At 68.7% G+C, this 13,889-nt stretch carries 13 protein-coding genes; 5 read left to right on the top strand and 8 right to left on the bottom strand.

Annotation, left to right across the window (positions count from 1 at the left end):
* Position 1: 1 nt before the first annotated feature.
* The 4 genes from JDV09_RS16120 to JDV09_RS16105 all read right to left on the bottom strand — a co-directional run bounded on the left by JDV09_RS16120 (position 2) and on the right by JDV09_RS16105 (position 4,350).
* Positions 2 to 1,105, bottom strand: a complete 1,104-nt coding sequence (locus tag JDV09_RS16120; RefSeq protein WP_221370152.1) for a homogentisate 1,2-dioxygenase — start codon at positions 1,103 to 1,105, stop codon at positions 2 to 4.
* Between the two features lie 632 nt (positions 1,106 to 1,737).
* On the bottom strand, positions 1,738 to 3,957 hold the full coding sequence (locus JDV09_RS16115; protein ID WP_221370151.1) for a heavy metal translocating P-type ATPase: 2,220 nt from the start codon (positions 3,955 to 3,957) through the stop codon (positions 1,738 to 1,740).
* The gene (locus tag JDV09_RS16110) at positions 3,954 to 4,124 is read right to left on the bottom strand and encodes a hypothetical protein (RefSeq protein WP_221370150.1); all 171 of its coding nucleotides are present in this window, start codon (positions 4,122 to 4,124) and stop codon (positions 3,954 to 3,956) included. The genes JDV09_RS16115 and JDV09_RS16110 overlap by 4 nt, the downstream gene beginning before the upstream one ends.
* A gap of 10 nt (positions 4,125 to 4,134) precedes the next feature.
* Positions 4,135 to 4,350, bottom strand: a complete 216-nt coding sequence (locus tag JDV09_RS16105; RefSeq protein ID WP_221370149.1) for a heavy-metal-associated domain-containing protein — start codon at positions 4,348 to 4,350, stop codon at positions 4,135 to 4,137.
* A gap of 100 nt (positions 4,351 to 4,450) precedes the next feature.
* Between JDV09_RS16105 and dtd the strand changes: the two genes are divergently transcribed.
* On the top strand, positions 4,451 to 4,882 hold the full coding sequence (dtd, locus tag JDV09_RS16100; protein ID WP_221370148.1) for a D-aminoacyl-tRNA deacylase: 432 nt from the start codon (positions 4,451 to 4,453) through the stop codon (positions 4,880 to 4,882).
* Between the two features lies 1 nt (position 4,883).
* Here dtd and JDV09_RS16095 read toward each other — a convergent pair whose 3' ends face one another.
* Positions 4,884 to 5,771: an AIM24 family protein gene (locus JDV09_RS16095; protein WP_221370147.1), complete on the bottom strand. Its 888-nt coding sequence runs from the start codon at positions 5,769 to 5,771 to the stop codon at positions 4,884 to 4,886.
* A gap of 71 nt (positions 5,772 to 5,842) precedes the next feature.
* On the opposite strand from JDV09_RS16095, the gene JDV09_RS16090 reads away from it, so the two are divergent.
* Positions 5,843 to 6,046 carry a hypothetical protein gene (locus JDV09_RS16090; RefSeq protein WP_221370146.1) on the top strand — a complete coding sequence of 68 codons (204 nt, stop codon included), beginning with the start codon at positions 5,843 to 5,845 and terminating at the stop codon, positions 6,044 to 6,046.
* 61 nt (positions 6,047 to 6,107) lie between these two features.
* Positions 6,108 to 6,674 (top strand): ATP-binding transcription factor AbmR, encoded by a 567-nt coding sequence (abmR, locus tag JDV09_RS16085; protein ID WP_221370145.1) that lies wholly within the window; start codon positions 6,108 to 6,110, stop codon positions 6,672 to 6,674.
* On the opposite strand, the gene JDV09_RS16080 is transcribed toward abmR, so the two are convergent.
* The 3 genes from JDV09_RS16080 to JDV09_RS16070 form a co-directional block, all read right to left on the bottom strand.
* Positions 6,671 to 8,836, bottom strand: a complete 2,166-nt coding sequence (locus tag JDV09_RS16080; RefSeq protein ID WP_221370144.1) for a molybdopterin-containing oxidoreductase family protein — start codon at positions 8,834 to 8,836, stop codon at positions 6,671 to 6,673. The genes abmR and JDV09_RS16080 overlap by 4 nt on opposite strands.
* A gap of 111 nt (positions 8,837 to 8,947) precedes the next feature.
* On the bottom strand, positions 8,948 to 10,852 hold the full coding sequence (locus JDV09_RS16075; protein ID WP_308124143.1) for an ABC transporter ATP-binding protein: 1,905 nt from the start codon (positions 10,850 to 10,852) through the stop codon (positions 8,948 to 8,950).
* Entirely contained in the window at positions 10,849 to 12,591 is a 1,743-nt protein-coding gene (locus tag JDV09_RS16070; protein WP_221370143.1) for an ABC transporter ATP-binding protein, read from the bottom strand. Before JDV09_RS16070 ends, JDV09_RS16075 begins: the two co-directional genes overlap by 4 nt.
* 118 nt (positions 12,592 to 12,709) lie before the next feature.
* On the opposite strand from JDV09_RS16070, the gene JDV09_RS16065 reads away from it, so the two are divergent.
* Both JDV09_RS16065 and JDV09_RS16060 read left to right on the top strand, forming a co-directional pair.
* A complete protein-coding gene (locus JDV09_RS16065; protein WP_221370142.1) occupies positions 12,710 to 13,279 on the top strand; it encodes a DUF3558 domain-containing protein in 570 nt (189 codons plus the stop codon).
* Positions 13,276 to 13,824 (top strand): DUF3558 domain-containing protein, encoded by a 549-nt coding sequence (locus tag JDV09_RS16060; RefSeq protein WP_221370141.1) that lies wholly within the window; start codon positions 13,276 to 13,278, stop codon positions 13,822 to 13,824. Before JDV09_RS16065 ends, JDV09_RS16060 begins: the two co-directional genes overlap by 4 nt.
* Positions 13,825 to 13,889: the final 65 nt, after the last annotated feature.

Here is a 13,889-nt window from a genome sequence, read left to right as displayed (position 1 = left end):
GCTAGTGCTGCCCCAGATCGTTGGCGAGGATCTCCTCGGACGGAATGAGCCGCTTGCGGGTGTCGACGGCGATCACCGACCAGTCCACCCGGTCGTAGTCGTCGAACTTGCGTCGCGCGCGCTCTCGCGCCTTCTCCGGCGCACCGTGGTGGACGCCCTGCGGGGCATGCGAGATCAGGCCCGGCGGCATCGGGATCCCGTACAGGGAACCGCCGTGGAAGAACGCGATCTCGTCGTAGTCCACATTGCGGTGATACCACGGTGTGCGTTCGGTGCCCGGCACGCTCTCGGCCGGCTTGGGCAGGAAATTCATGATGTACACCCCGGTGGCCTGCATGAACAGGTGCACCGTCGGGGGCAGGTGCACGCTCTCGGAGGTGATGACGGTGTAGTCCTCGATGTTGAACGTGAACGGGAAGTTGTCCCCGCGCCAGCCTTCCACGTCCAGCGGATGATGTTGGTAGAACAGGGTTGTCGGGCCACCGTCATGAATGAGGCGCACCTGGTACTCGCCGGCGTCCTGCGGCCCCTGTCCGTCGTCGATGGGTTCGGGCTCCGGAATCGCCACCTGGGCCGGATCGAAGGGGAAGTGCCGGCCCAGCGTGCCGGCCGGGGGAATCCGGAACTCGTCGGTGGCCTGGATCATCAGCAGCGTGCTCTCTGCGCTGGGGAGCTGGCGCCAGGTGCACGCCTTGGGCAGGTAGATCCAATCGCCCTCGCGGTAGTCCAGCGGGCCGAATTCGGTCTCGAGTCGGCCCGATCCCTTGTGCACGAACGACAGCAGGTCCCCGTCGACGTAGCGGACTAAGAACGGCATCTCCTCGGTGCGCCGACTCAGCAGCACCTGGCAGTCGGTGTTGGAGAACATCAGCAGTGGACCGCCGTGGGGATCGGTGGCGTCACTGGGCTTGAGCTCGGAAGACAGCACGTCGGTGGGGCGCAGCGGACCCACGGTGCGATATGCCGTCGGGTCGTTGCGCCGGTACATGTTCGCGGTGCGGCCGACGAATCCGCCGCGGCCGAGTTCGTCGTCCTTGAGGCCGTCGAGGTCGGCGTGGATGCGCTTGGGCGTCTTACCTCTGCGAAGGTGGACGAAGGATTCCATGACGCCTCCTCGGATCAAAAGTAAAACTGACATTACTTTCAGCTAGTTGGCGGGTCAACGGGTCAAACCATCCGAAACTGCGAGACGAAGATGTGTGATCAGCAAAAATCGCGATTTGGTATATCAGCGCCACCCGATGACAGCCAACGCGATCACGACGGCCACGACACCCACGATCAGACTGAAGTCCACCAGATCTAGTGTCGTGTCCTTCCCGTCAGGGTTGCGTCACCAGAACCTTTTGTTCACCGAACCGCCACCTGTCGTTCCAGCCAGTCACCCCACGATGAGTCCGGCGACAGTCATCGCATCTGGCCGGTCGCTGTCACCTGCGCACCTGAGCGACGTGTCAACTGTCCTCACGCCACAGTGCCCATCTGGACCGACGGCGGCAACACCGATTCGACGATCTCACCCTGGCCTGCGGCCCCGACAACCGCATCGTCAACGACAACGGCTGGACCACCCGCACCCGCACAGACGGCCGCACCGAATGGATCCCACCCCAGCCCTGGACACGGCCAAGCCCGCGTCAACAACCACCACCACCCCGAACGGTACCTACTCCCCGACGACGAGGACGACGACCCGTAGTCGGTGGTGCCGTGCACGATGTCGGGTACCCGACGCGGTCACCGCGAGGGTGTGAACGCGCGCAGCCGCAGGCTGTTGCTCACCACGAACACCGAGCTGAAAGCCATTGCAGCACCGGCGATCATCGGGTTCAGCAGGCCCGCGGCAGCGAGGGGGAGGGCGGCCACGTTGTAGGCGAACGCCCAGAACAGGTTGCCCTTGATCGTGCTCAATGTCTTGCGGGACAACCGGATCGCGTCGGGGACGGCACGCAGGTCGTCGCCGACGAGGGTCAGGTCGCTGGCCTCGATCGCCACGTCGGTGCCGCTGCCCATGGCCAATCCGAGGTCGGCCTGGGCCAGCGCCGCGGCGTCGTTGACGCCGTCGCCCACCATCGCGACCACCCGGCCCCGGTCCTGCAGGCGCTTGACGGTGTCCACCTTGTCCTGGGGCAGCACCCCGGCCACCACCTCGTCGATGCCCACCTGCGCGGCCACCGTCCGGGCCACGGCTTCATTGTCGCCGGTCACCATGATCGGTGTCAGCCCGAGCTCCTTGAGCAGTGAAACCGCCTCGGCGGAGCTCGGTTTGATCGCGTCGGCCACCATCAGCAGGCCGCGGGCGTGCCCATCCCAGCCCACCGCGACGGTGGTCCTGCCGTCGTTCTCCGCGCGCTGCGCCGCGTCGGCCAGCTCGTCGGGGACGTCGTAGGCGCGTTCGGAAAGCAGCCGCACCCGGCCGACCAGCACCGCTCGGCCATCAACGCTGCCCTCCACGCCCAGGCCCCGCAGGTTGGTGAACGCGGCGACGGCGGGAAGCTCCCCGAGCTTCGTGCGGGCGCCCGCGGTGATCGCCCGTGCGATCGGGTGTTCCGACGAACCCTCCACGGCGCCCGCGATGCTCAGCACCTCGTCGGGCTGCTCGCCGTCGGCGGCCAGCACGTCGACCAGGGCCATGGTGCCCGTCGTCACGGTTCCGGTCTTGTCGACGATCACGGTGTCCACGCGCCGGGTGGATTCGAGCACCTCGGGTCCCTTGATCACGATTCCCAGCTGCGCGCCGCGCCCGGTTCCGACCATCAACGCCGTCGGGGTCGCCAGACCCAGCGCACACGGGCAGGCGATGATCAGGACGGCCACCGCAGCGGTGACGGCCGCAGACACCGAGAACCCCGCGCCGATCCAGAACCCCAGGGTGGCCGCCGCCAGTGCGATCACGATCGGGACGAAGACCCCGGAGACCCGGTCGGCGAGCCGCTGTGCCTGCGCCTTCCCGTTCTGCGCGTCCTCGACCATCCGGGCGATCTGCGCCAGCTGGGTGTCGGCGCCCACCCGGGTGGCCCGCACCACCAGAATGCCGTCGGCGTTGACGGTCGCGCCGACCACGTCGTCCCCGGGCTGCACCTCCACGGGCACCGATTCGCCGGTCAGCATCGAGGCGTCGACCGCGGAGCTGCCCTCGATGACCTGTCCGTCGGCGGCGATCTTCTCGCCCGGGCGGACGACGAACTCGTCGCCGGTGCGCAACTGGTCGATCGGAATCCGGTGCTCGGTCCCGTCGCGGCGGACCGATACCTCTTTGGCGCCCATCTCGAGCAACGCGCGCAGCGCGGCTCCGGCCCGGCGCTTGGCCCTCGCCTCGAAGTAGCGGCCCGCCAGGATGAAGGTCGTCACGCCTGCGGCGGCCTCGAGGTAGATGTTTCCCGAGCCGTCGCTGCGGGTGATGGTCAGCTGGAATGCGTGGGTCATCCCGGGCATGCCGGCGGTGCCCCAGAACAGGGCGTAGAGCGACCATCCGAACGCGGCGAGGGTGCCGACCGAGATCAGGGTGTCCATCGTCGCGGTGCCGTGGCGCAGGTTGGCCCACGCCGCCTGGTGGAACGGCCACGCCCCCCAGACGACCACCGGCGCCGCCAGCGTCAGCGACAACCACTGCCAGTTGGTGAACTGCAGCGCCGGGATCATCGCCATCGCGATCACCGGCACCGACAGCGCCACGCAGATCAGCAGGCGCCGGAGCAATGCGGCGGCCGGGTCGTCGGGTTCGTCGGTTGTGTCGGTGTCGGCGGGCTGCGGCAGGGTGGCCTGATAGCCGGCGCCTTCCACGGTCGCGACGAGTTCGTCGGGGGTGACCGGGTCGTCGTAGGCCACCCGGGCCTTCTCGGTCGCGAAATTGACGGTCGCGGTCACGCCGTCGAGCCGGTTCAGCTTCTTCTCGATGCGGGCGGCGCACGATGCGCAGGTCATGCCGCCGATGGACAGCTCGACAGACGTCGTCATGGTCGGTCACCTCCGGCCGGATGGCCGTGCCGGCCCGTCGGTGCGGGCACCACGACCTCGGAGTCGGGGCCGGGGGTGGGGCCCAGCGAATGTCCCACCCACATCCCGATCGCGAACACCGCGACCAGCACCGCGGCAAACGCGGCGATGCGTGCGGGGGCCGTCATCGGTGCTCCATCAGCCCGCCAGCTCGTAGCCGGCCTCTTCGATGGCGTTGCGGATCGCATCGGGGTCGACGGGTGCGTCGGCGTCGTTTCGGTGAATCGTGACGGTGCCGGCGGACAGGTCGACGTCGACGCCGGTCACGCCGGCGACGTGGGTGAGCTCGCTTCGGACGGCGGTCGCACATCCTTCACAGCTCATGCCCGCGACGGTGATCGTGGTGGTACTCAATGAACGTCCTCTCGTCGGTGCGGGTAAGGTCCCTATCTTCCTGTGTACCATACCCCCCTAGGGTATGCAAGAATGTGGGCGCGCGTGAAAGCATCGCGGCATGCGAATCCTCGTTCAGCGGGTCACCTCGGCGCAGGTCACGGTCGCTGGCGAGGTGGTCGGCGCAATCCGGCCGCAGGGCCAGGGGCTGCTTGCGCTGGTCGGCGTCACCCACACCGATGACCTCGCGATCGCCCGACGAATGGCCGAGAAGCTCTGGCAGCTCAGGATTCTCGACGACGAGAAGTCGGCCGGCGATGTCGGCGCGCCCGTCCTGGTGGTGAGTCAGTTCACGCTGTACGCGAACACGGCCAAGGGCCGCAGACCGACGTGGAACGCCGCCGCGTCGGGCACCGTCGCCGAACCGTTGGTCGACGCGTTCGCCGCCGCGCTGCGTGAGCTCGGCGCCGAGGTGCAGGTCGGCGTGTTCGGCGCCGACATGCAGGTCGAGCTCGTCAACGATGGTCCGGTGACCGTGCTGCTGGAGATCTGAACTATTGGACGGCCGTCATGGACACGCCCTCCGACGGCTGGATGATCACGAAGCCCTGGCCGTGAAACGACACCTGCAGGGCCTCGCCGGAGCCACGGCCGATCAGGGCGCCGGCCTTGAAGCTCGACTTCAGCTGGGTCTGCAGGTGCGCCGACCAGGCCACCACCGCGTTGGTGTCGGCGAAGGTCGGGGCCTCCGCCGCGTTCAGCACCACCGGCGGCCCGTCGGTGGTGATCGCCACCCAGCCGGTGCCCCGAAGGGTGGTGTTGAACAGCCCGCCGGTGGCGATGCTGCCGCCTTTGACGCGTTCGATGTTCCAGTCCAGGCCTGACGAGAAGGCCAGCACGTTCTTGCCGCTGACCGACAGGCCGGAGTCGGTCAGATTGAGCAGATGCACGTCGTAGCCGAACTCGGCGAGGAAGACGTCGCCCTGTCCGGCGCAGCGCATCAGCGGCAGTCCTTCGCCGGTGAACGCCTTCTTGAGAAATTTCGACGCCCCGCCGCCCTCGAAGGAGAAGTCGACGTTTCCCTGGTAGGCCACCATCGACCCCTGCCGGGCCATGAACGGTTCGCCCAGGCGGACCCGCAGCAGCTTGGCGTTCTGGTTGGCGATCGCCTTGGCTTCCTTCTCGCTGTAGCGCCCGTCGACCAGGTCGCCGGTGATTCCGCTGAAGCCGTCGCCGGCACCGGTGACGGGTTGCGCGGGCATGGCCTGGTGCTGCGGCGAGGCCGGAGCGGACGGTTGGGCGGCGGGAGGCGGACCCAGCGGCGATCGGCTCACCTGGCCCTGGTGTGACACCTGATCCGTCCACTGCCGGCCGTCGTGCCAGCGGTATTCGTAGCGTCCCTCCGGGTCGGGCTGCCAACTGCCTTGTCCGGGTCCGGTCACCGCCGCCTCCTCGTATGTTCGGTGCCCCCACATTAGGCCGCGGACCGGCTCTGAGCTGGCATCATTGAGGGATGGCAAAGGAAATCGACCGTCAGCGCGCGCAGGGCGCCCTCGCGGTGATCAGGCAGCACCCGGGCATGGTGCTCTTCGCGGTCTCGCCGGCGCTCGTCGCGCTGGCCGCCGTGTGGTGGTTGTTCGGCGCGGGGTGGGCGGCGCTGCTGTTCATCGCCATGGCCGTTGCCGGAGGCGCAGCGGTCCTGATGAAACGCGGCTGAAGCCCGTTCGCCGTCGGCGAACCCGACCCCAGCGCCCCTGTAACGGTGTAAGCATGTAATCATGAGACACCATCCACACAGCCGACGGTCGGGCCGCTCCGGCGGTTGGCAGCAAGCCGACCAACCCGATGCCGGAGACGCCGCCGACTGGTTCGCCGGTCGCCTCCCGGATGACTGGTTCACCGGGGACCCCGAGGTCCTCGTCGACCGCGAAGAGATCACCGTGATCGGACACCTTCCCGAACCCGGCGGCGGCACCGAGAGCGAGGCCCACGCGTCGGGCCGGGCGGCCCGCTTCCGCGAGCAGACCCGATCCGAGCGCATGCAGATCGCCGACGAGGCCGAGGCGCGTTACCGGCGAAAGGTCGCCTGGGGCGTGGAGGTCGGCGGTGCCGAACCGGAGCGAATCCTGTTCACCCACCTGGCGGTTCCGGTCATGACCCGGCTGCGCCAGCCCGAGCGTCAGGTCCTCGACACGCTGGTCGACGCAGGCGTGGCGCGGTCGCGCTCCGATGCTTTGGCGTGGTCGGTCCGGCTGGTCGGCGAACACGCCGACGAATGGCTGGGCAAGCTGCGTGACGCGATGCGCGAGGTCGACGACCTGCGTGCGCAGGGCCCGCAGCTCTAACCGGCCCGCGCCACCGAGACGTAGGACGAGTTCAGCGCGGCGGTCTGCGAGAGCGGGTCCACCGGATCGCCGTCGACCAGCAGGTTCCGATTGACTCCGTACACCTGTGGCGGTGACCCGCCCCGCGGGTCGAAAACCCTGGAGCCCCAGCCGTGGTCGATGACCACCACACCCGGGCGGGGGCGGTCGTCCACCGACGCGGTCAGTTCGACCGCGCCGACCCGGGAGCTGACCCTGACCAGGTCGCCGTCGGCCACCGACAACCGCTTCGCGTCGTCGGGATGGATGACCACCCGGGTGCCCCTGCCCGCAGGATGCAGGCCCGGCAACTCGTTGAGCCACGAGTTCATCGAGTGCCGGCTCCTGCGATTGGCAAGCTGTAACGGGTAGTCGGCGGGCGGTCGTTCCGGCGGTTCGGCCAGCAGTTCGCGGGCACGGGCGACGAACTCCGGCGGTGCCACATGTACCCGTTTGTCCTCCGTGCGCAGCGCGTCGCGGAACCGCCCGAACTCGCGCGGGCCCAGCACCCATCCGTGCGGGTGCGCGAGCACGTCGCGCCATCTGATCCTGCGTCCGTTGAACTTTCGGCCGGTCGCGACCAGCAGCCGGTCCACCCACCGTGGTCCGAACTCGATGCCCGGGCGACCCGTCAGCCCGCTCAGTGCCCGGCTGCCCCGGATGAAACCGTTGATTCCACGCACGCCGAACAGCGGCCGCTTCATCGCCAGGGCCAGGTCGGTGAAGATGCGCCATTCCTCGCGTGCCTGCGGCGGCGGATCCACCGCGCGCACCCCGTAGTGCAGATAGGGCTCGTCGTGCAGGCCGCTGGTCAACGCCAGCAGGTCGTCGCGTTCCAGCCAGTGCACGGCCGGCAACAGCCAGTGCGCATGCCGGTGGCTCTCGCGCTGTACGAAGTCGATCGCCACCAACAAGTCGAGGCCGGCCAGTGCCCGGTCCAGTTTGGCGCCGTCGGGGCCGGAAACCACGGGATTGCCGCTGTTGATGAGCACGGCGCGGATCTGGCCGCGCCCCGCGGTGGTGATCTCGTCGGGCAGTTCACTGAGCGCGTGCGCGCCGGCGACCATGCCGCGTCCACGCAGCCTGCTGGTGTGGGGTTTGGTGCCGGCCAGGTCGGCCAGGCGCAGTGCGTCGACGTATCCGGGCTCGAAGCGCCGCCCGCCCGGGCGGTCCATTCGGCCGGTGATCACGTTGAGGACCTGCCCCAACCACTCGGCGACGGTGCCGGTCAGGTGCAGCGAGACCCCGGTTCGCGTCACCACCATGGCGTGTTCCGCGGTGGCGAAATCTGTTGCAGTGTCGATGATCTGGGACACCGGTAGGCCGCAGCGCCCGGCCAGGTCGACGAGGTCGGCGGCGGCGACCAGGTTCCGCAGTTCGTCGGTCCCGGTGGCCAGATCGCGGCAGTCGGCCCGGTGCTCGAGGCCACCGTCGAGGATCACCTTCACCATCGCCAACAACAGGGCCCAGTCCTGACCCGGGCGCACGGCGAGGTGGACGTCGGCGTGATCGGCGGTCTCGGTTCGCAGCGGGTCGACCACGACGATCTTGGCGCCGCGCCGTCGGCGATCCAGCGCTCGCCGCCATCCTCCCGGGACCGATTCCACCCAGTTCCACGCGCTGACAGCGGGGTTGGCGCCGACGATGAGGAAGAAGTCGCAGTTGTCGACGTCGGAAACCGGGACCATCAACGGCGAGCCGAACATCTCCTCCGCGACGACGTGCAGCGCGTTCTGGTCCACCGAGCCGACGGCATAGCGGTTGTTGGTGCCCACGGCGTCCAGCCAGCCGTTCATGAACATCAGGTTCGACGACGAGTACCCGGCCGGATTCCCGTAGTAGGCGGCGACCGCATCGGGGCCGCCCGATTCGACGATCGCATTGAGCCGGGCCGCGATGTCGCCGATCGCCTCGGCCCAATCGGTTTCGACGTATCGCTCGCCCACGCGCTTCATCGGCGCGAGGATGCGACGAGGGTGATCCACGGATTGGTGCGCGGTGCGGCCCTTGGCGCAGAAGTCTTGCCAGCTGTGCGGATTCTGCTTGTCCGGGGCGATCTTCAGGACGTGGTTACCGTCGACGGTGACCTCGATACCGCACGATGCCAGGCAGTAGCGGCAGAATGTGTGCACAGTCCGGGGCATGCTGCCATGTTGCCCGGTGGTTGCCGGGGCCGTCCGCCGATTGCGATTGAGCAGACCGCTTGATCGGCGGGCGGCGGGGGCCGCATCCGACCCGTGATCCGGCCGCCGCGGTCAGGCCTGCGTCATCGTCCAGTACTCGCCGCGGCGGGCAAGCAATTCGGCGTGGCTGCCCCGTTCCACGATCCGGCCGGCCTCCAGCACCAGGATCACGTCCGCGTCGCGGATCGTCGAGAGGCGGTGCGCGATGATGAAACTCGTGCGGTCGCGGCGCAACCGACCCATCGCATGCTGGATCAGCACCTCGGTGCGGGTATCGACCGAGCTGGTCGCCTCGTCGAGGATCAACAACTGCGGCTGGGCCAGCACCGCGCGGGCGATCGTGAGCAGCTGTCGCTCGCCGGCGCTGATGTTCGTGCCGCCGTCGCTGACCCGGGTGTGGTAGCCATCCGGGAGGGTGTGCACGAAGCGGTCCACATAGGCCGCGGTTGCCGCGGCGATCACCTCGTCCTCGGTGGCGTCCGGGCGGCCGTAGGCGATGTTGTCGTAGATGGTGCCGGCGAACAGCCAGGTGTCCTGCAACACCATCCCGATCCGGGACCTAAGCGAGCGCCGATCCACCGACGTGATGTCGACGCCGTCCAACAGGATCCGGCCCGAGTCGACGTCGTAGAACCGCATCAACAGGTTCACCAGCGTGGTCTTGCCCGCACCGGTCGGGCCGACGATTGCGACGGTGCTACCCGGCTCGGCGACCAGCGAGAGGTCCTCGATGACCGGGGTGCCGCGCTGGTAGCTGAACGACACGTGCTCGAACTCCACACGGCCGCTTCGCCGCCCGCCCGGGGAGGGCAGCACGTCCGGCGGGTCCGGCGGCTCCTCCTCGGCGTCGAGCAGGTCGAAGACGCGTTCGGCACTGGCGATTCCCGACTGCAGGGTGTTGTACATGCCGGCGATCTGGGTCAGCGGTTGGTTGAACTGCCGGACGTACTGGATGAACGCCTGAATCCCGCCGAGGGTGATCTGGCCGGTCGCCACCTGCATACCCCCGACGACCGCCACCGCGACGTAGCTGATGTTGCCGATGAAGATCGTCGCGGGGGAGACCAGGCCGGACAGGAACTGGGCGCCGAAGCTGGCCCGATAGACGTCCTCGTTGAGCTCGCGGAACTGTTCCTCGGCCTGCGCCCGGTGCCCGAAGGTCTTGACCACCGTGAACCCGCTGTAGGTCTCCTCGATGTGCGCGTTGAGCCTGCCGGTGTTGGTCCATTGCGCCACGAACAGCGTGCGCGAGCGTCGCGCGATGGACCGGGTGATCCACAGTGACAGCGGCACCGTCACGACGGTCAGCAGTGTGAGCAGCGGCGAGATCGTCACCATCATCACCAGCACCGCGAACACCGTGAGCACCGAGGTGAGCAGTTGGGTGATCGTCATCGACAGCGACGTCTGCACGTTGTCCACGTCGTTGGTGACCCGGCTGAGCACCTCGCCGCGATGGCGCGCGTCGAAGTATCGCAGCGGAAGCCGATGCACCTTGTCCTCGACGTCGGAGCGCAGCGCGGCCATGGTCCGCTGAACCACGACGTTGAGCAGCCGGGCCTGGAGCCAGACCATCAGGGCGGCAACGAGATACAGCGCCAGCGCCAACGCCAGCGTGCGGCCCACCGCGGCGAAGTCGACCCCCTGGCCGGGCACCACGTTCATCCCCGACAGCAGGTCGGCGAACGTGTCGTCGCCGCGCGCCCGGGCCGCCTCGATGGCCTGCTGCTTGGTCAGGCCGGCCGGCAGCTGGCGACCGATCACCCCGTTGAACAGCAGATCCGTCGCGTGGCCGAGGATGCGCGGGCCGATAACCCCGATCGCGATACCGCCGACGCCCAGCAGCATCACCGCGATCGTCAGGCCGCGATGCGGGGTCAGCCGCCGGACCAGCCGGATCGCCGATCCTTTGAAGTCGCGGAACCGGACCTGTGGGGGTTCGTTCATCCGCATCGGGCGCGCCAGCGGGCCGGTCACGGCTCACCCACCGCCACCGACTGCGAATCCGCCAATTCCCGGTAGGCCGCGCAGGAGTTCAGCAGGTGCTCATGGGTCCCCGCGCCGACCACCCGGCCGTCGTCGAGCACCACGATCTGATCGGCACCGGCCACCGTCGAGATCCGCTGCGACACAATCAACACCGTGGCACCGGTGGAGGCTTCGGCCAGCGCGGCCCGCACCCGGGCGTCGGTGTGCACGTCGAGCGCGGAGAACGAGTCGTCGAAGAGGTAGATCGCGGGCCGGCGGATCACCGCGCGGGCGATCGCGAGCCGTTGGCGCTGCCCACCCGAGAGGTTCATGCCGCCCTGCGCGACGCGCAGCCCGAGCCCGTCGGGATGGCCGCCGACGAAATCATCGGCGCAGGCCACCCGTAGCGCAGCCCACATCTCCGCCTCGGTGGCCACATGCCCCGCGGCGGCGCCCAGCTGCAGGTTCTCGGCGACCGTGCCCGCGAACAGATAGCCCCGCTGAGGCACCAGCCCGATCGCCGACCACAGCCGCTCGATGTCGAACTCGCGGACGTCGATCCCGTCGATGCGTATGGAGCCCGCGGTGACGTCGTAGAGCCGGCAGACCAGCGACACCAACGTCGACTTGCCGGACCCGGTCGACCCGACGATCGCGGTGGTGGTGGCCGGCGGAACGGTCAGGGAAACCTCCTGCAGCACCGGGCGGTCGGCGCCCTCATAGCTGAACGTCGCCGCGTCGAAACGGATCTCACCGGCGATCCGGGTGGGTGAGACCGCCGCCGGCGGGCTGGCGATGGCCGGCCGGGTGTCGAGCACCTCGGTGATCCGCTCGGCGCACACCGACGCGCGCGGGATGATCACCAGGATGAACGTCGCCATCAGCACGGCCATCAGGATCTGCATGAAGTAGGCCAGGAACGCGATCAGCGAACCGACCTGCATCCGGCCCTCATCGATACGCAGCCCGCCGAACCAGATCAATGCGACGCTGGACACGTTGATGACCAGCGTGGTCACCGGCAGCATCAGCGCCTGCCAGCGTCCCGCTTCCAGCGCGGTGTCGGCCAGCGCATGATTGGCCTCGGCGAACCGGTTGCGCTCGAACGGTTCACGCGCGAACGCGCGCACCACCCGCAGGCCGGTCAGCTGTTCGCGCATCACCCTGTTGATGCCGTCGATCTGGCGCTGCAGCCGCCGGAACACGGGCAGCAGGTGCGACACGATCCAGTAGTTGGCGACCGCCAGCACCGGCACGCTGACCAGGAGCAGCCAGGACAGCCCGGCGTCCTGGTGGATGGCCATCGCGATACCGCCGACGGACATGATCGGGGCGGTGATGAGCATGGTGCAGGTCAACTGCACCAGCAGCTGGATCTGCTGGACGTCGTTGGTGGTGCGGGTCAGCAACGACGGCGCGCCGAAGCGGGCCGTCTCCTCGGCCGAGAAGCCCGTGACGTGGTGAAAGATCGCCGAGCGCAGGTCGCGCCCGACGCTCATGCTCGCCCGGGAGCCGAAGTAGACCGCCCCGACCGCGCACACCACCTGCAGGGCGGTCACCGCGAGCATGACCGCACCCAGGTGTGCGATGCGCTTCAGGTCGCCCTGCGTGACGCCGTCGTCGATGATCGCGGCGTTGACCGTCGGCAGGTAGAGCGTCGCCAGCGTGCTGATCACCTGCAGCACCGCGACCACCGCGAACAATGCGCGGTAGGGCGCCACCTGGCGTCGCAGCAGCCCCCAGAGCATCCCGCTACTGTCGCACACCGGCCGCGCTGCGCGGGTGTTCGCCGCACGCACCTGAGAATCGTTTAAATGAGCAGGTCACACGGCATGTCGGTGGTTGACCCGTGGGGCTGCCGCTACAGTGCATGGCGTGAACCGCAGCTTCCGCAGACGACACCGGCCCGCGCTGGCCGTGCTGGCTGCGGCGATGATCCCTGTGCTGGCCGCATGCGGCGGCTCGGAATCGGACTCGCCGGAGGTACCGACCACCGACACGCCGCAGCAGGGGGTGTCCCACGGCCCGTTCTTCCCGGAGTGCGCCGGCATCAGCGACGAGGAGATCGCCAAGCAGACGGAGGTGCCCGGGCTGGTGAACACCGCCAAGACGTCGGTGGGGTGCCAGTGGCTGTCCGGTGGCAGCATCCTGGGCCCGCACTTCTCCTTCACCTGGTTCCGGGGCAGCCCGATCGGCCGTGAACGCAAAACCGAGGAACTCTCCCGCACCAGCGTCGAGGACATCAACATCGAGGGCCACGACGGGTTCATCGCGGAGAACGAGGATCTCACGCTGGGCCTGAGCCTCTGCGAGATCGGCATCCAGTTCGACGACGACTTCATCGAATGGTCGATCAGCTACGCGGCCAAGCCGTTCCCGGACCCGTGCGACGTCGCCAAGGAACTCACCCGCCAGTCGATCGTGAACTCCAAATGAGGGCCCGGCGGCTGGCGACGGGTGTGGCGGCGGCGATGTCGGCGCTGGTCGTCCTGACCGGCTGCACCCAGACCGTGCAGGGCACCGCGGCCAAGTCGGGCTCCGGCGACGTGCCCCGCAACAACGACTCGCAGCGTCAGTATCCGAACCTGCTCAAGGAATGCGACGTCCTCACCGAGGACATCCTCGCCGAGACCGTGGGTGCCGACCCGCTCGACATCCAGAGCACCTTCGTCGGCGCGGTGTGCCGCTGGCAGGCCGCCAACCCGGCCGGGCTGGTCGACATCACCCGGTTCTGGTTCGAGCAGGGCAGCCTGGACAACGAGCGTCAGATCGCCTCCGAGCTGAACTACCAGGTCGAGAGCCAGCGGATCGCGGGCATCGATTCGATCGTGATGCGGCCCGACGACCCCAACGGCGCGTGCGGCGTGGCCAGCGACGCCGCCGGGGTGGTGGGCTGGTGGGTCAATCCGCAGTCGCCCGGGATCGACGCCTGCAGCATGGCGATCAAGCTGATGGAGCTGACGCTGGCCACCAGGGCCTGACCGTCCCCGCGCGCTCAGCGCGCCCCGGCCGTCTTGCGCGCTCAGCGCGCCCCGGTAATCTTGCG

Source organism: Mycolicibacterium xanthum, from assembly GCF_019710635.1.
In the GTDB taxonomy this organism is placed as follows: domain Bacteria; phylum Actinomycetota; class Actinomycetes; order Mycobacteriales; family Mycobacteriaceae; genus Mycobacterium; species Mycobacterium xanthum.
This window is presented reverse-complemented; position numbering and strand designations above follow the sequence as displayed.